Consider the following 14,941-nt stretch of genomic DNA (forward strand, 5'->3'; position numbering starts at 1 on the left):
TCGCCACTCTATATATAGAGCACTGGCGCACAAAAAGGCAGGAAACAGAGGCGGCGTAAACCGGAATCGACCTCACCTCTGCCTGGTCGTGGTGGTCACACCGCATGAACGAGCAGGTCCAAGCGGCCCCATCCAAATGCAAAATCGCTAAAGCCCCTGTAATTCAGAGAGTTGGGGAAATGCAAGCCGACCGGCGCGGGCCTCTACGACTAAATGTGTACAGATGCATGCTTTTTTTTCTGGGATAATGACCGGGGTTTGCTAAGGTAGGCTCAAGTACAGCGCGCATTTGGGGAGTAATCTTGGGAGTCGTCTATCCAGAGTCGCAATCCGCGAGGCTTGGCGTGGTTTTGCGCCGGTCGCCCGGTGTCACCGCCTGGTCCAAGTGGGTATGGCGCGCGACTGCCGTTCTGCCGGGGGCGGGCGATGCGTCCTGGAAGGTGCTGCGCAACGAAGGCGGCGTAACCGAATATCACGCATCGACCCATGATCTTCATCTCTACGTGTCGGACGCCGAAGCCTATGCGCACGAGTTGCAGGCGCAATCGCCTTCCGTCTACGTGATCATGCGCGAAGGCGAAAGTGAGGCGCCGCTGGATATTCTGACCGTGACCGTGTCGCCCTATGAAGCGCAGGATTATTCCGACAGTGGCGAAGAACAGGTGGAGCGTGTGGCGATGCCGCCCTCCGTTCTGGAGTGGGTCACCGGTTTTGTCGATCAGCACTACCGCGAAGAGCCATTTGTGAAACGGCGGCGCGACAAGCATCGCACGGATCGTAAGCAGGCCGGTATTGGTGATGCGCGGATTTCGCAGGCAACGGATGTGTATCGCGCACCGACGTCGAACATGCAGGAGGGGGCGGAATGACCGCGCAGGGCTCTTTCTGGGCGCGCCGACGCGCCGCCGTTCAGGCCGAGGCACAGGCGGAAGCGCGTGCGGACGCAGAGCAGCTGGCCGCGGCGCGTGAGGCAGAACTGGCCGAGAAGGACGACGCGCTTGTTCTGGAAGAGATGGGTCTGCCTGATCCCGACCAGATGCAGTCGGGCGATGATTTTGCCGCCTTCATGGCCGAAGAGGTCCCCAAACATCTGCGCAACAAGGCGTTGCGCAAGCTTTGGCGCAGCAACCCCGTGTTGGCCTGTGTGGATGGTCTGAACGAATACGATGATGATTATCGCGCGGCGATGCTGGCCGGGGGGCCGATCCAGACGGCCTATCAGGTGGGCAAGGGTATGATGGCACATCTCGAAGAAGTGGCGCGTCAGGAAGAGCTCGCCAAGGCGACCCCGGAGACCTCCGAGGAGCCCGTCGCGGAGATTGTGGAAGACGACCCGGTGAATGCGTCCGAGCCGGAGGTTGTCGCCTCTGAAGCGCAGCCTGGGAATTTGGCGCTTGATGCAGAGGGTGACGTCGAATCAGCCCCCGTACCCCGGCGTATGCGGTTCCAGTTCGAGGAGGCGCAGGCATGACGGCAACGGCAGAGACCCTCGACATCGCAGCCGAAGACCGGCTGCGCGCCGACCTTTACAATTTCATTGGCCTGCTGCTGGCCCGCCCGGCGGACCAGATGCTGCTGGATCAGACCGCCGCGCTGCAGGGCGATGACAGCGCCATGGGGCAGGCGATCAACAGTCTGGCGCGCGTTGCAAAATCCACGAAGCCCAAGACGGTTGAGCGCGAGTTTAACGCGCTGTTTATCGGTCTGGGGCGGGGCGAGCTGTTGCCCTACGCCAGCTACTATCTGACCGGTTTCCTGAACGAAAAGCCGCTGGCCAAGCTGCGGCAGGATATGGCCGCGCATCAGATGACGCGCGCCGAAAACGCCTTTGAGCCCGAAGACAGCATGGCCGCGCTGATGGAGATGATGGGGGGCATGATTGTCGGCCGCTTTGGCCAGCCCGCACGGCTTGACCAGCAACGCGGCTTTTTCAATAGCCACATCGCGCCCTGGGCCACACATTTCTACACGGATCTCGAAGGCGCGAAATCCTCGGTGTTCTACGCAGGTGTTGGGGCCGTTGGCCGCGCCTTCATGGAGATCGAGAAAGAAGCATTCAGAATGACGGCGGACTGATCCGCCGACAAGGGACGGGACGCCGTCCGCAAAGACGAAAGGGAGAAGGACACATGGCACAGAAATCGGATGGCGACACAAATCGCCGGGATTTCCTGAAACTGGCGGGCACAGCAGCCCCCGCGGCAGCCGTTGCCGTGGCAGCCGGGACAGGCACGGCGGAAGCGGCCGAGGTGGATACGACCTCTGACAAGATGCAGGACACCGCCCACACGCGCGCCTATCTCGCGAGCGCGCGCTTCTGATTTGCGCCGGGGGTGCATCTGAAGGGTGCAGCCTGACGGCGTTTCGACATTAAAATACCCAGCCACCTGATCGGGGCAGCAAGGGAGGGAAGTATGTTAAGGAAAAAGACCAATTCGGTCACGCAGCGTGCAGGACGGACAAACATCCTGTCGGACGGGACCGCATCATCCGTTGACCGCCGTGCGTTTTTGCGAGGCTCAGGCCTGGCGATTGGCGGGCTGGCCGCGATTTCCGCCACGGGCGGCGCGGTCACGCAAGCCTCTGCTGCAACCGCAGCAACGGGCGCGGTGGAAACCATCAAATCTGTCTGCACCCACTGCTCGGTCGGCTGTACGGTCGTTGCAGAAGTGTCGAACGGCGTCTGGACAGGGCAGGAGCCCGGCTGGGACAGTCCGTTCAACCTCGGCGCCCATTGCGCCAAGGGCGCTGCGGTGCGCGAGCACGCGCATGGCGAACGCCGCCTGAAGTACCCGATGAAGAAAGAGGGCGGAGAGTGGAAGCGCATCTCCTGGGAGCAGGCGATCGAAGAGATCGGCGACAAGATGATGAGCGTCCGCGAGGAAAGCGGACCGGACTCCGTCTACCTGCTGGGCTCGGCCAAGCACAATAACGAACAGGCCTACCTGTTCCGCAAGTTCGCGGCCTACTGGGGGACCAATAACGTCGACCACCAGGCGCGGATCTGTCACTCCACCACCGTGGCCGGTGTGGCGAATACATGGGGTTACGGCGCCATGACCAACAGCTACAACGACATGCACAATTCCAAGGCGATGTTCCTGATCGGCGGCAACCCGGCTGAGGCGCACCCCGTCTCGCTGTTGCACATGCTGAAGGCCAAGGAGCAGAACAACGCGCCGCTGATCGTCTGCGACCCGCGCTTTACGCGCACGGCGGCCCATGCGGATGAATATGTGCGCTTCCGTCCCGGTACGGATGTGGCGCTGGTCTGGGGCATCCTCTGGCACATCTTCGAGAACGAGTGGGAAGACAAGGAGTTCATCCGCACCCGTGTCTGGGGCATGGACCAGATCAAGGAAGAGGTGGCCAACTGGACGCCCGAGGAAGTCGAACGCGTAACCGGCGCGCCCGGCAGCCAGCTGCGCCGTGTGGCGCGGACGCTGGTCAACAATCGTCCCGGCACCGTGATCTGGTGCATGGGCGGCACCCAGCACACAAATGGCAATAACAACACGCGTGCGTATTGCGTGCTGCAACTGGCCCTTGGCAACATGGGCACCGCTGGCGGTGGCACCAACATCTTCCGCGGCCACGACAACGTGCAGGGTGCCACGGACCTTGGCGTTCTGGCCAATACGCTGCCGGGGTACTATGGCCTCAAGCCCGGCTCCTGGGCCCATTGGGCGCGCGTTTGGGAAGAGGACCTGGATTGGCTGAAAGGCCGCTTCTCCGTCATGGAAGGGGCTGGCAAGGATGGCGCCGACCGTCTGATGATGAACGAGACCGGCATCCCCGTATCACGTTGGATCGACGGTGTGCTGGAAGAAAAGGACAACATCGACCAGCCCGACAACACGCGCGTCATGATGCTCTGGGGCCATGCGCCCAACTCGCAGACCCGTCAGAAAGAAATGAAAACGGCGATGGAGAAGCTGGACATGATGGTGGTGGTCGATCCTTATCCGACCGTCTCTGCCGTCTTGCAGGACCGCGAGGATGGCGTCTATCTGCTGCCCGCCTGTACCCAGTTCGAGACACGCGGCTCTGCTACGGCCTCGAACCGGTCGCTTCAGTGGCGGGATAAGGTGGTTGATCCGATCTTTGAATCGCTGCCCGATCACACAATCATATCGATGTTTGCGAAAAAACTGGGCTTCCATGACAAGCTCTTCCGCAACATCGCGATGGACGGCGAAGAGCCGGTGATCGAGGACATCACCCGCGAGTTTAACCGCGGCATGTGGACCATCGGCTACACAGGCCAGAGCCCTGAGCGTCTGAAGATGCACATGGCAAACCAGCACACCTTTGACCGCACCTCGCTGCGGGCGATTGGCGGGCCGGCGGATGGCGATTTCTATGGCATGCCATGGCCCTGCTGGGGCACGCCCGAGATGAACCATCCCGGCACCGCGAACCTCTATGACATGTCGCTGCCGGTGGCAGAGGGTGGTCTGGCGTTCCGTGCACGTTTCGGCGTGGAGCGGGATGGCGACAACCTTCTGGCCGAAGGGGTCTCCAACCCCGGGGCGGAAATTCAGGATGGCTATCCTGAGTTCACCATGCAGATGCTCATGGATCTCGGCTGGGACGGTGATCTGACGGCGGATGAACGTGCCGCGATTGATGCGGTGGCGGGACCCAAGACCAACTGGAAAACCGACCTCTCGGGCGGTATCCAGCGGGTGGCGATCAAGCATGGCTGTGCGCCCTTCGGTAACGCTAAGGCCCGCGCGGTTGTCTGGACCTTCCCCGATCCGGTGCCGGTGCACCGCGAACCGCTTTACACCAACCGGCGGGACCTCGTGGCCGACTATCCGACCTACGAGGACAAGAAGTTCTGGCGCCTGCCGACCATGTACAGGTCGATCCAGGAAAAGGACTTCAGCCAGGAGTATCCGATGATCCTGACCTCGGGTCGTCTGGTCGAATACGAAGGTGGCGGCGACGAATCCCGCTCCAACCCATGGCTGGCGGAACTCCAGCAGGACATGTTTGTCGAGGTGAACCCGCGCGATGCCAACAATCTTGGCCTGCGCGATGGCGAACAGGTCTGGGTCGAAGGCCCCGAAGGTGGCAAGGTCAAAGTGATGGCCATGGTCACCGAACGGGTCGAGGCGGGCGTGGCCTTCATGCCCTTCCACTTCGGCGGGCATCTGGAGGGGGTCGATTTGCGGGACAAGTATCCCGAAGGGGCCGATCCTTACGTGTTGGGCGAGGCGTCCAATACTGCACAGACCTATGGCTATGACAGCGTGACCCAGATGCAAGAGACGAAATCGACGCTCTGCAAAATCTGGGCAGCGTAAGGGAGGACATGAATAATGGCCGCTAGAGCAAAATTTCTCGTCGACGCTGAACGCTGCATCGAATGCAACGCCTGCGTCACCGCCTGTAAGAACGAGCACGAAGTGCCGTGGGGCATCAACCGCCGCAAGGTCGTGACGATCAATGACGGCAAGCCGGGAGAACGTTCGATCTCCGTCGCCTGCATGCATTGTTCGGACGCGCCTTGTATGGCCGTCTGTCCGGTGGATTGCTTCTACCAGAACGAAGAAGGCGTGGTGCTGCACTCCAAGGACCTCTGCATCGGCTGCGGATATTGCTTCTATGCATGCCCCTTCGGTGCGCCCCAGTTCCCGCAAGCGGGCAACTTCGGATCCCGTGGCAAGATGGACAAGTGTACGTTCTGTGCGGGCGGACCGGAGGAGAACAACTCCACCGCCGAATTCGCCAAATACGGGCGCAACCGGATCGCCGAGGGCAAACTGCCAATCTGCGCCGAGATGTGCGCGACCAAGGCGTTGCTGGCCGGAGATGGTGACATCGTCGCCAATATCTACCGTGAGCGCGTCGTGGCCCGTGGCTTCGGGTCCGGTGCCTGGGGATGGGGCACGGCCTACGACCAGAAAGGCGGTTGACCTTCGCCTTAAGGTTGTGAACTCTTCAGGGGCGGCTCTATCGGGGCCGCCCCGTGCGTCTGAGAGAACAGGATATGTCCATGCTCCGATTTCTGTGTCTGCTGGTTTTGACTTTTTGCCTCGCCGTGGGCGTTCAGGCGCAGGAGGCGGCCCCCGTTGACCGCAGCGCGACCGGCGGCGCGCAGACGCTCGAGGATATTCTCAAGCGTCAGGAAGGCCTCAAGATTGATGACAGCTTCCGCAGCGGGCTCACGGGTAATCCTGATAACGCGGCGGCCAAAACCGATCAATTGGGCACCCTGGGCGGGGCATCGGACCCGGATCTCTGGCGGGCCTACCGCTACAATTCGGCGGCTATCACGACTCAAGCCCGCGGGCCTGCCGCCGATGTGCTGATCCAGGACGGCGGCATGCGCTGGCTTCTGTTACGAGAGGGGCCACTGCTGACCTATGGCGGCGCGCTTATGGGTGGTATGGTCATACTGCTTGCCCTGTTCTACCTGATCCGCGGTCGCATTCGCATCGATGGCGAAAAGACGGGCCAAACCATCCTGCGGTTCAAGGCGGCTGAACGTTTTGCCCATTGGTTGTTGGCCGGGTCCTTCATCATCTTGGGCATCACCGGCCTTATCACACTGGCAGGGCGCAAGCTGCTGATCCCGGCCTTCGGTCCTGAAGCCTTCGCAACGCTGGCGATGGGGTCCAAGTGGGTGCACAATAACATCTCATGGGCCTTCATGCTGGCGCTGATCCTCGTCTTTGTCTTCTGGGTGGTGCACAACCTGCCGGACCGGACAGACATCAACTGGATCCTGAAAGGCGGCGGCATCTTTGGCGGCGGCCACCCCCCGGCCAAGAAATTCAACGCAGGTCAAAAGCTGATCTTCTGGTCAGTCATTCTGCTGGGCGGCTCCATTTCCGTCTCCGGTCTCTCGCTGCTGTTCCCCTTCGAGATGCCGATGTTCGCCGTGACCTTCGAAAAGCTCAACGCCGTGGGGCTACCGCAACTGCTGGGCCTGGGGGAGTTGAACACCGCGCTCGCCCCGCATGAGGAAATGCAATACGCCCAGCTCTGGCATGCCATCGTCAGCTTTGTGCTGATGGCGATCATCATCGCTCATATCTACATCGGTTCGGTCGGTATGGAAGGGGCCTATGCGGCCATGGGGGACGGCGAGGTAGAACTGCAGTGGGCGCGTGAACACCACAGCATCTGGACCGCCGAAGTCGAAGAGCAGCAATCAAAGGCGGGCAAAGCATGAGAGAGATTGTTCTTGCCTGTGTCGCCATGGTCGTCATCGCGGTGGGTGCGAATTTCGCCTTGAACGAGGCTGGATTCTCGGCTGCGGAACAAGGCACTGGTCAGGCGGTACGGCTCGACGACTGACCCTATTGCGCCGCGGTGCGCAGTTCCGTCATCAGATGGCGGAACTTTTCGCCCTGAATACCCACGTGATCGCGCAATGCAGTGGCGGCACGGGCGTCATCCCCTGACCGCAGCGCCGCGACAATCTCCTCATGTTCCCCCATCGACTGCGCCAGGCGTCCGCGCAGCCGGAGCTGGAGCCTGCGGAAAGGTTTCAGCCTGCGGTGCAGCCGCAGGGCCTGCCCGGCGAGATAGCTGTTGCCGGATTGCGCATAGATCGTGTGATGAAACCGCTCGTTCTCGCGGTAGTAGGCGTCGGTATCCTGTGACGCCATCGCCGCGCGGCAGAGATCATTGGCCTGTTCCAACTCCGCCAGCGCCTCATCCGAGATGCGGCGCGCGGCCAGACGCCCACAGACGGCCTCGATCTCGGCCATGGTTTCGAACATCTCCATCAGTTCCACGGGGCCCGGTTGGCGTACGAAAACCCCGCGACGGGGAAGTTGCTCGGCGATGCCGGAGGCCACCAACCGCTGCAAAGCTTCGCGGATGGGAGTGCGGGAGACACCGAACTGTTTGGCCAGCCGGATTTCATCCAGCCGGTCGCCATCATTGAATTGACCGGTAAAGACCAGCTCCTCCAGCGCGTCCGCTATTCTGTCTGCATGCCTGACATCCATGCGCTCACTTTAGGCTGAAACCACGTGTGCGACAATCACTTTATTGTATACAAAAATGTTGACTCTGAATGCGAGAGGTTAAATGCTGACATATCGGCCGGAGCTATCTCACCGGCATTCTGGGAGGAAAAAATGAGAAGATCACTGCTTTCCGCAGCGCTTGCTGCCATTCTCGCCACCGGCGCTGCCACCGCGCAGGCGACCGAGTTGCGCCTGTCACATCAATGGTCCAACAAGGACGTACGCCATCAGGTGGCTCAGATCATCGCGGATGAGGTCGCCGCCGCAGATGTCGATCTGGAGATCAAGATTTTCGGCTCCAAATCGCTGTTTAAACCGCGCGAGCAATACAAACCCCTCAGCCGCGGACAGCTGGATATGACCGTGCTGCCGTTGAGCTATGCCGGTGGCCAGCAGCCTGCCTATAACCTGACGCTGATGCCGGGGCTGGTGAAAAATCACGACCATGCGGCGCGTCTGAGCGACAGCCCCTTCATGGAGGCGCTGGAAGCGAAGATGGCCGATGACGATGTCATGGTGCTGGTGCACGGCTATCTGGCGGGCGGTTTTGTGGGTAAAGACAAATGCATCACCAATCCCGAGGACGTGGTCGGTCAGCAGACCCGCGCTGCGGGCAAGGCCTTCGAGCAGATGCTGGCGGGGGCAGGGGCCTCCATCGCTTCCATGGCCTCTTCCGAGATCTACAACGCCATGCAGACCGGCGTTCTGACGGCGGCGAATACCTCGTCCTCGTCCTTCGTCTCCTACCGGATTTACGAGCAGGTTTCGTGCTATACCCCGGCCTCGGATGTGGCCTTGTGGTTCATGTATCAGCCGGTGCTCATGAATAAATCCACCTTTGACGGGTTGAGTGACGCCCAGCAGACAGCCCTGCTGGAAGCCTCTGAAAAGGCCGAAGCCTTCTATCTGGAAGAGGCGAAAAAGCAGGACGCGGCTTCCGTGAAGGTGTTCGAGGACGCCGGTGTCGAGATTGCACAGATGACGGCGGAAGATTTCGCCGCCTGGCAGGCGGTTGCACAGGAGACATCGTTCAAGGCCTTCGTCGAAGAAGTGCCGGACGGGCAAGCGCTGCTCGATATGGCGCTGGCCGTCGAATAACCAACCTCCGGGCGGCGCGCAATCGCCGCCCCATTTTTCTCTGATCCTTCAGGAGCGCTCATGGCTGGTCAATCCTCTGCCACGGATACGCACGTCGGCAATCATCCTTTCCTGCGTGCGGTCGCCGCTCTGTCGACAGTCGCCGGGTGGTGCTCTGCCGCGATGATCGTGACCGCTGTGGCGATCACCTGCCAGATGATCTTTGTGCGCTTTGTCCTGAATGGCTCCACTGTCTGGCAGACCGAAATGGTCATCTACCTGGTGATCGGTGCGACACTGGTGGGCCTGCCTTACGTACAGCGCTTGAGGGGGCATGTGAACGTCGATCTGATCCCGCTTGCCCTGCCGATGCGGGCGCGTCGGGCACTGGCTGTGCTGACCCTGTCACTCTCCATCGCGATCATCGGCGTCATGCTCTGGTACGGGTACGACTACTGGCATTTCGCCTGGGATCGGGGGTGGAAGTCGGACACCGTCTGGGGCGTGCGGTTGTGGATTCCCTATCTGGCGCTGCCGGTGGGCTTCGGCCTGTTGATGCTCCAGCTGATTGCGGATCTGGTGGGCGTGCTGACCGGCACTGAGAAGCCGTTTGGGCTGGAGGACAACTGATGGATCCGCTTGTCCTTGGCGCGCTGGTCGCCCTCTCCACCATCATCGTCCTTTTCTCCGGCGTGTCGGTCGCCATCGGATTGCTGATCGTCTCCGCCGGTTTCCTGATGATCTTCGACGGGCTGCGCAGCCTTGAGCTGATGCCTGAAATCCTCTTTGGCAAGCTCGACAATTTCGCGCTGCTCTCCATCCCGATGTTCATCATCATGGGCGCGTCCATCGCTTCGACGCGGGCCGGGGCGGACCTTTATGAGGCGCTCGAACGCTGGTTGACCCGCGTGCCCGGCGGGCTGGTGATTTCCAACCTCGGGGCCTGTGCGCTTTTTGCCGCCATGTCCGGGTCGAGCCCGGCCACCTGCGCGGCCATCGGCAAGATGGGCATCCCGGAGATGCGCAAGCGCGGCTACCCGGATGGTGTGGCTGCAGGCTCCATCGCGGCGGGCGGCACGCTGGGCATCCTGATCCCGCCGTCGGTCACGATGATCGTCTACGGGATCGCGACGGAAACCTCGATTGGCCGTCTGTTCCTTGCTGGCGTCATCCCCGGCCTGCTGCTGGTGGCGCTTTTCATGGTCTGGTCGCTCTATTCCACGTGGAAATCCGGCAACACCACCCTGCTGACGGCGGGCAGCTATTCCTGGCGCGAAAGGTTCGAAATCCTGCCCCGGGTGCTGCCCTTCATCGGCATCATCATCGGTGTGCTCTACGCCATGTACGGCGGCATCGCGACGCCTTCTGAAACAGCCGCCGTGGGCGCACTTTTGTGCCTGATCATCGCCATGGTGATCTATAAACTCTGGAGCCCCAAAGCGCTCTGGCACGTGCTGCGCGACAGCACCAAGGAAAGCGTGATGATCCTCTTCATCATCGCCGCCGCCGGTGTGTTTTCCTACATGCTCTCAAGCCTCTTTATCACGCAATCCATCGCGGAATGGATCGGCACGCTGGAGGTCAACCGCTGGGTGTTGATGGGCACGGTCAACGTCTTTCTGCTGATCGCGGGGTTCTTTCTGCCGCCGGTCGCCGTGATCCTGATGGCAGCACCCATTCTGCTGCCGATCATCACCACGGCAGGGTTCGATCCGATCTGGTTCGCGGTGGTTCTGACGATCAACATGGAGATCGGGCTGATCAGCCCGCCCGTCGGTCTCAACCTCTACGTCATCAATGGCATCGCGCCTGACATTTCGCTCAAAACCATTTTGATGGGGTCGCTGCCCTTCGTGGCCTGTATGGTCATTGCCATTATCCTGTTGTGTATTTTCCCCGGCCTTGCGACCTGGCTGCCCGATGCCGTGATGGGGCCTGCGTTTTGAGCTTTTTTGCCGATCTTCTTTCAACGGTTTTCGAGCGGCGCTACCGGAGCGCGCTGGAGCCTGACCTTGAGGGGCGTAGCATCGAAGAACTGTGCGGCGATTTGCTGGGCAGTTCCGGCGAAATATCGGGCGCGGTGACGGCTGGGCATATCCTGGACCGCTACGCTGCGATGGACCCCTCTGAAAAGCTGACGTTTTTCGAGTTTCTGGCGCAGGATATGGGCCTTGATGCCGACGAGGTGCGGCGCAGGCTGGCGGAGTTCGAGGCGGCGCCTTCCCGGCAAACTTACCGCGCGTTTTCTACCTCGGCAGAGCCCATGCGGCAGGAGTTGGCGCGGCGTCTCAACCAGATACCGGGGGCCACCGCGCGGCTGGTGCAGATGCGCGACGACCTTTTAGGTTTTGCCCGCAGCCATCCTAAGCTTGGCCCGGTGGATCACGATTTTCGGCACCTGCTTTCCTCGTGGTTCAATCGCGGCTTTCTCGTGCTGCGCCCGATTGACTGGGAAAGCCCGGCGGAGGTGCTGGAAAAGATCATCGCCTACGAGGCGGTGCACACCATCGACAGCTGGGACGATCTGCGCCGTCGGGTGCAGCCAAGCGACCGTCGTTGCTTTGCCTATTTCCACCCCGCCATGCCAAACGAGCCGCTGATTTTTGTCGAAGTTGCGCTGACACGGGGCGTGCCCGGATCGGTGCAGGAGCTCTTGTCGGACACGCGCGAGGAACTGGCCGCCGAAGATGCGGACACGGCCGTTTTCTATTCGATTTCCAACTGCCAGTCCGGGCTGGCGGGCATTTCCTTTGGCAACTCGCTCATCAAACAGGTGGTGGCCGATCTGTCGCGGGACCTGCCGGGGTTGGAGACTTTCGTGACCCTCTCGCCGATCCCCGGGTTGATGCAATGGATCGCGGAGACGGGTCAGCAGATGGGTGAAGCCCCCGCAGATCAACGCCAGCGTGGCGCGCAGTACCTTCTGGCCGCAAAGCGCGATGATGGCAGCCCGCGTGACCCGGTGGCGCGGTTCCACTTGGGCAATGGCGCACTGATCCATGATGTGCACGCCGGTGCCGATCTGTCGCCCAACGGGATGGCGCAATCCGCAGGCGTCATGGTGAACTACCTTTACGACCGGGCCCTGATTGCGCAAAACCATGAAGGATATGCCGACGGCTACAAAGTTGCGGCGTCACCGCAAGTGCAGGCGCTTGCGGCGGCGGTGGATAAGACAAAGACTTGAGGACATCACAATGGCCAATCCTCTTTTTGATCACCTTTTCGGCAACCACGCGGGCAAGGATACGCCTTTTCTGATTCTGAAGGATGGTCAGGTGATCACCCATGCGGCCTTTCTGTCGATGACAGCGCGGTTTGCACGTGCCTTCAAGGCGCTTGGTCTGAAGCCGGGAGACCGGCTCGCCCTGCAGGCGGAAAAGTCCCCCGAGGCGCTGGCGGTTTATGCTGCCGCCGTTCAGTCGGGCATCGTGTTCCTGCCGCTGAACACTGGCTACACTGCTGCAGAAGTCTCCTATTTTGTGGAAAACAGCGAGGCGCGTCTATTGATCTGCGATCCGGTAAAGGCGGACGGGCTTCGCCCAGTGGCTGAGGCTTGTCATGCTGCGCTGGAAACACTGGACGCCGATGGAAACGGCTCGCTGCCGGAGCGTGCGCGGGGCGAGCGTGATGCCTTTGCGACAGTTCCACGTGCGCCAGATGATCTGGCCGCATTTCTCTACACATCCGGCACCACGGGGCGCTCCAAGGGCGCGATGCTGACGCAAACAAACCTGCTCTCCAATGCCCAGACGCTGGTGGATGTGTGGCGGTTCACCAGAGACGACGTGCTCCTGCACGCTTTGCCGATTTTCCACACGCACGGTCTTTTTGTGGCCACCAATGTGACACTGCTGGCGGGTGGGTCGCTTCTCTTTCTGCCAAAATTCGACGCGGACGACGTGATTGACCTGCTGCCCAGGGCCACGACGATGATGGGGGTGCCGACCTTCTACACGCGCCTGCTGGACGATCCGCGCTTTACCGGCGATCTGGTGCGGCACATGCGGCTTTTTGTATCCGGCAGCGCCCCATTGCTGGCCGAAACGCATGTCCAATTCGAAAAACGCACCGGGCACCGCATTCTGGAGCGCTACGGCATGACCGAGACCAATATGAACACCTCGAACCCCTATGAGGGCGCGCGGCGGGCAGGGACGGTTGGCTTTCCACTGCCGGGGGTGGAGCTGAAAATCACCGATCCCGCCAGCGGTGAGACACTGCCTGACGGGGAGATCGGACAGATCGAAGTGCGGGGCCCGAATGTGTTCAAAGGTTATTGGCAGATGCCCGAAAAGACGCGCGAAGAACTGCGCGCCGACGGTTTTTTCATCACCGGTGATCTGGGGCTGATCGACGATCAGGGGTACGTGCAGATTGTCGGGCGCAACAAGGACCTGATCATCTCTGGCGGCTACAATATCTACCCCAAGGAAATAGAGGTTCTGCTGGATGATCAGCCAGGCGTGCTGGAGAGTGCCGTGGTCGGTGTGCCGCATCCTGACTTCGGCGAAACTGTTGTCGGATTTGTTGTGGCGGAGAAGACAACACCCCCCGATCTGGACGGCATCTCGGCGGCAGTTGGTACGCAGCTGGCGCGGTTCAAGCATCCCCGCAAGCTGATCGTTCTGCCAGAGCTGCCGCGTAACACCATGGGCAAGGTGCAAAAGAACATCCTGCGTCAGGACTACGGCGATCTCTTCGCGGGCTGAGTTACAGCAGGTCCTTGGGTGTTTCCCCAGCGAAAAACGCATCCAGATTGTCGAGCGCCCGAAACCCCATGGCATCGCGCGTGCGGGTGGTTGCAGAGCCAATGTGCGGCAGCATAAAGATGTTCTCATGCGCGGCAAAAGCCGGGTTGCCCCCCGGTTCCACCTTGAAACAATCAAGACCGGCAGCGGCAACCTGACCGCTACCCAGGGCCGCCAGCAAGGCGTCTTCATCCACCAGCGCGCCGCGCGCTGAGTTGACGATCACCGCACCGGGCGGCAATAGGGCGAACCGCTCTGCATTCATCAAATCCATCGTGTCGGGCGTGGCCGGGCAGTGCAGCGACAGGAAATCCGCCACGCTCAGCAGGCTTTCGACAGTGTCGTGATAGGTCGCGCCCTGCGCCTGCGCGTCAGGCAGAGGGCTGCGGTTGTAATAATGGATCTCCATATCGAACCCGCGCGCCTTGGCGGCAAAGGCACGGCCGACTCGGCCCATGCCGATGATCCCGAGACGCGCGCCCGTCACCTGCTTGCCGACCATGAAAGACGGTGACCAGAAGTCCCACGCGCCCGTGCGCACGATCCGGTCGCCCGCCACTGCATGGCGCGCGGCCCCCAGCATCAGCAGCATGGCCAGTTCCGCCGTGGCGTCCGAGAGCACATCCGGGGTGTTTGTCACCGCGATACCGCGCGCCTTGAGACTGGGCAGGTCGCAATGGTCGACGCCCACCGAATGGTTGGCGATGATTTTCAGGCGCGGGTCAAGCTTGCCGGCTACCTCGGCGCTGAAGTGTTCGGAATGACAGGGGATGATCGCGTCGAAATCGGCACTGGCGGCGATCAGATCAGAGGCTGTCCCCGGCGTATCGGCGTGATTGACGACCGTGTCATAGTCGCGCATCGCGCGCGCGAGGGTGGCGTCCGACAGGCGGCGGGTGATCCAGAGACGGGGCTTGGTCATGGTCTATTTCTTCCGGATGCATTCGTCCCAGTAGTCATAGATCGCCATGGCGCAGACGATGATGACGATGACCATGAAGGGGAAGCCGCCCCAGAAGCCCGCGAATCCGGTGGAGATGCTGTGCGACAGCTCGCCCACGAAGATCACCAGCAGGGCGGTGCCGATGAGCCCGACGATCAGTTTGACGGTATATGACATGT

Annotated in this window: 16 protein-coding genes; 13 read left to right on the plus strand and 3 right to left on the minus strand. The window is 61.2% G+C overall.

Going from position 1 to position 14,941, the window contains the following annotated elements; translation table 11 throughout:
- The first annotated feature begins 302 nt into the window (after positions 1-302).
- The 8 genes from Q1A52_RS09255 to Q1A52_RS09290 all read left to right on the plus strand — a co-directional run bounded on the left by Q1A52_RS09255 (position 303) and on the right by Q1A52_RS09290 (position 7,311).
- On the plus strand, positions 303-869 hold the full coding sequence (locus tag Q1A52_RS09255) for a DUF3305 domain-containing protein (RefSeq protein WP_300013914.1): 567 nt from the start codon (positions 303-305) through the stop codon (positions 867-869).
- Complete coding sequence (locus Q1A52_RS09260; RefSeq protein WP_300013917.1) at positions 866-1,471, plus strand: DUF3306 domain-containing protein; 606 nt, start codon at positions 866-868, stop codon at positions 1,469-1,471. The genes Q1A52_RS09255 and Q1A52_RS09260 overlap by 4 nt, the downstream gene beginning before the upstream one ends.
- Positions 1,468-2,076, plus strand: coding sequence for a molecular chaperone (locus tag Q1A52_RS09265; RefSeq protein WP_300013920.1), 609 nt, complete (start codon positions 1,468-1,470; stop codon positions 2,074-2,076). The genes Q1A52_RS09260 and Q1A52_RS09265 overlap by 4 nt, the downstream gene beginning before the upstream one ends.
- Before the next feature lie 53 nt (positions 2,077-2,129).
- On the plus strand, positions 2,130-2,321 hold the full coding sequence (locus tag Q1A52_RS09270; RefSeq protein WP_299777330.1) for a twin-arginine translocation signal domain-containing protein: 192 nt from the start codon (positions 2,130-2,132) through the stop codon (positions 2,319-2,321).
- 93 nt (positions 2,322-2,414) lie between these two features.
- Entirely contained in the window at positions 2,415-5,312 is a 2,898-nt protein-coding gene (locus Q1A52_RS09275) for a formate dehydrogenase subunit alpha (RefSeq protein ID WP_300013923.1), read from the plus strand.
- 15 nt (positions 5,313-5,327) lie between these two features.
- Positions 5,328-5,924 carry a formate dehydrogenase FDH3 subunit beta gene (gene fdh3B, locus Q1A52_RS09280; protein ID WP_299777327.1) on the plus strand — a complete coding sequence of 199 codons (597 nt, stop codon included), beginning with the start codon at positions 5,328-5,330 and terminating at the stop codon, positions 5,922-5,924.
- Between the two features lie 80 nt (positions 5,925-6,004).
- Positions 6,005-7,186, plus strand: a complete 1,182-nt coding sequence (locus tag Q1A52_RS09285; protein ID WP_299777325.1) for a formate dehydrogenase subunit gamma — start codon at positions 6,005-6,007, stop codon at positions 7,184-7,186.
- Positions 7,183-7,311: a hypothetical protein gene (locus tag Q1A52_RS09290; protein ID WP_300013926.1), complete on the plus strand. Its 129-nt coding sequence runs from the start codon at positions 7,183-7,185 to the stop codon at positions 7,309-7,311. Before Q1A52_RS09285 ends, Q1A52_RS09290 begins: the two co-directional genes overlap by 4 nt.
- Positions 7,312-7,313: 2 nt before the next feature.
- On the opposite strand, the gene Q1A52_RS09295 is transcribed toward Q1A52_RS09290, so the two are convergent.
- Positions 7,314-7,970, minus strand: coding sequence for a GntR family transcriptional regulator (locus Q1A52_RS09295; RefSeq protein WP_195818930.1), 657 nt, complete (start codon positions 7,968-7,970; stop codon positions 7,314-7,316).
- Between the two features lie 132 nt (positions 7,971-8,102).
- Between Q1A52_RS09295 and dctP the strand changes: the two genes are divergently transcribed.
- Genes dctP through Q1A52_RS09320 form a run of 5 tightly spaced genes read left to right on the plus strand, consistent with a single transcriptional unit; the run spans position 8,103 to position 13,780 of the window.
- Positions 8,103-9,089 carry a TRAP transporter substrate-binding protein DctP gene (dctP, locus tag Q1A52_RS09300; RefSeq protein WP_300013929.1) on the plus strand — a complete coding sequence of 329 codons (987 nt, stop codon included), beginning with the start codon at positions 8,103-8,105 and terminating at the stop codon, positions 9,087-9,089.
- A 60-nt stretch (positions 9,090-9,149) separates the two neighbouring features.
- Complete coding sequence (locus tag Q1A52_RS09305) at positions 9,150-9,698, plus strand: TRAP transporter small permease (protein WP_299777317.1); 549 nt, start codon at positions 9,150-9,152, stop codon at positions 9,696-9,698.
- A complete protein-coding gene (locus tag Q1A52_RS09310) occupies positions 9,698-11,014 on the plus strand; it encodes a TRAP transporter large permease (RefSeq protein WP_300013932.1) in 1,317 nt (438 codons plus the stop codon). The genes Q1A52_RS09305 and Q1A52_RS09310 overlap by 1 nt, the downstream gene beginning before the upstream one ends.
- Complete coding sequence (locus tag Q1A52_RS09315) at positions 11,011-12,255, plus strand: malonyl-CoA decarboxylase (protein ID WP_300013935.1); 1,245 nt, start codon at positions 11,011-11,013, stop codon at positions 12,253-12,255. Before Q1A52_RS09310 ends, Q1A52_RS09315 begins: the two co-directional genes overlap by 4 nt.
- A 10-nt stretch (positions 12,256-12,265) precedes the next feature.
- The gene (locus Q1A52_RS09320; protein WP_300013938.1) at positions 12,266-13,780 is read left to right on the plus strand and encodes a malonyl-CoA synthase; all 1,515 of its coding nucleotides are present in this window, start codon (positions 12,266-12,268) and stop codon (positions 13,778-13,780) included.
- Between the two features lies 1 nt (position 13,781).
- On the opposite strand, the gene Q1A52_RS09325 is transcribed toward Q1A52_RS09320, so the two are convergent.
- Both Q1A52_RS09325 and Q1A52_RS09330 read right to left on the minus strand, forming a co-directional pair.
- On the minus strand, positions 13,782-14,741 hold the full coding sequence (locus tag Q1A52_RS09325; protein ID WP_300013940.1) for a D-glycerate dehydrogenase: 960 nt from the start codon (positions 14,739-14,741) through the stop codon (positions 13,782-13,784).
- 3 nt (positions 14,742-14,744) lie between these two features.
- Positions 14,745-14,939, minus strand: coding sequence for a hypothetical protein (locus Q1A52_RS09330; protein WP_195818937.1), 195 nt, complete (start codon positions 14,937-14,939; stop codon positions 14,745-14,747).
- Positions 14,940-14,941: the final 2 nt, after the last annotated feature.

Origin of the sequence: uncultured Roseobacter sp., from assembly GCF_947488185.1 — a bacterium.
Taxonomy (GTDB): domain Bacteria; phylum Pseudomonadota; class Alphaproteobacteria; order Rhodobacterales; family Rhodobacteraceae; genus Roseobacter.

Excerpts from the sequence above, each read along its gene's own strand:
- Q1A52_RS09260 (WP_300013917.1), top strand. The coding sequence starts at position 866 with ATGACCGCGCAGGGCTCTTTCTGGGCGCGCCGACGCGCCGCCGTTCAG.
- Q1A52_RS09305 (WP_299777317.1), top strand. The coding sequence starts at position 9,150 with ATGGCTGGTCAATCCTCTGCCACGGATACGCACGTCGGCAATCATCCT.
- Q1A52_RS09285 (WP_299777325.1), top strand. The coding sequence starts at position 6,005 with ATGCTCCGATTTCTGTGTCTGCTGGTTTTGACTTTTTGCCTCGCCGTG.
- dctP (WP_300013929.1), top strand. The coding sequence starts at position 8,103 with ATGAGAAGATCACTGCTTTCCGCAGCGCTTGCTGCCATTCTCGCCACC.
- Q1A52_RS09330 (WP_195818937.1), bottom strand. The coding sequence starts at position 14,939 with ATGTCATATACCGTCAAACTGATCGTCGGGCTCATCGGCACCGCCCTG.
- Q1A52_RS09275 (WP_300013923.1), top strand. The coding sequence starts at position 2,415 with ATGTTAAGGAAAAAGACCAATTCGGTCACGCAGCGTGCAGGACGGACA.
- Q1A52_RS09295 (WP_195818930.1), bottom strand. The coding sequence starts at position 7,970 with ATGGATGTCAGGCATGCAGACAGAATAGCGGACGCGCTGGAGGAGCTG.
- Q1A52_RS09325 (WP_300013940.1), bottom strand. The coding sequence starts at position 14,741 with ATGACCAAGCCCCGTCTCTGGATCACCCGCCGCCTGTCGGACGCCACC.
- Q1A52_RS09310 (WP_300013932.1), top strand. The coding sequence starts at position 9,698 with ATGGATCCGCTTGTCCTTGGCGCGCTGGTCGCCCTCTCCACCATCATC.
- Q1A52_RS09270 (WP_299777330.1), top strand. The coding sequence starts at position 2,130 with ATGGCACAGAAATCGGATGGCGACACAAATCGCCGGGATTTCCTGAAA.
- Q1A52_RS09290 (WP_300013926.1), top strand. The coding sequence starts at position 7,183 with ATGAGAGAGATTGTTCTTGCCTGTGTCGCCATGGTCGTCATCGCGGTG.
- Q1A52_RS09265 (WP_300013920.1), top strand. The coding sequence starts at position 1,468 with ATGACGGCAACGGCAGAGACCCTCGACATCGCAGCCGAAGACCGGCTG.
- Q1A52_RS09320 (WP_300013938.1), top strand. The coding sequence starts at position 12,266 with ATGGCCAATCCTCTTTTTGATCACCTTTTCGGCAACCACGCGGGCAAG.
- fdh3B (WP_299777327.1), top strand. The coding sequence starts at position 5,328 with ATGGCCGCTAGAGCAAAATTTCTCGTCGACGCTGAACGCTGCATCGAA.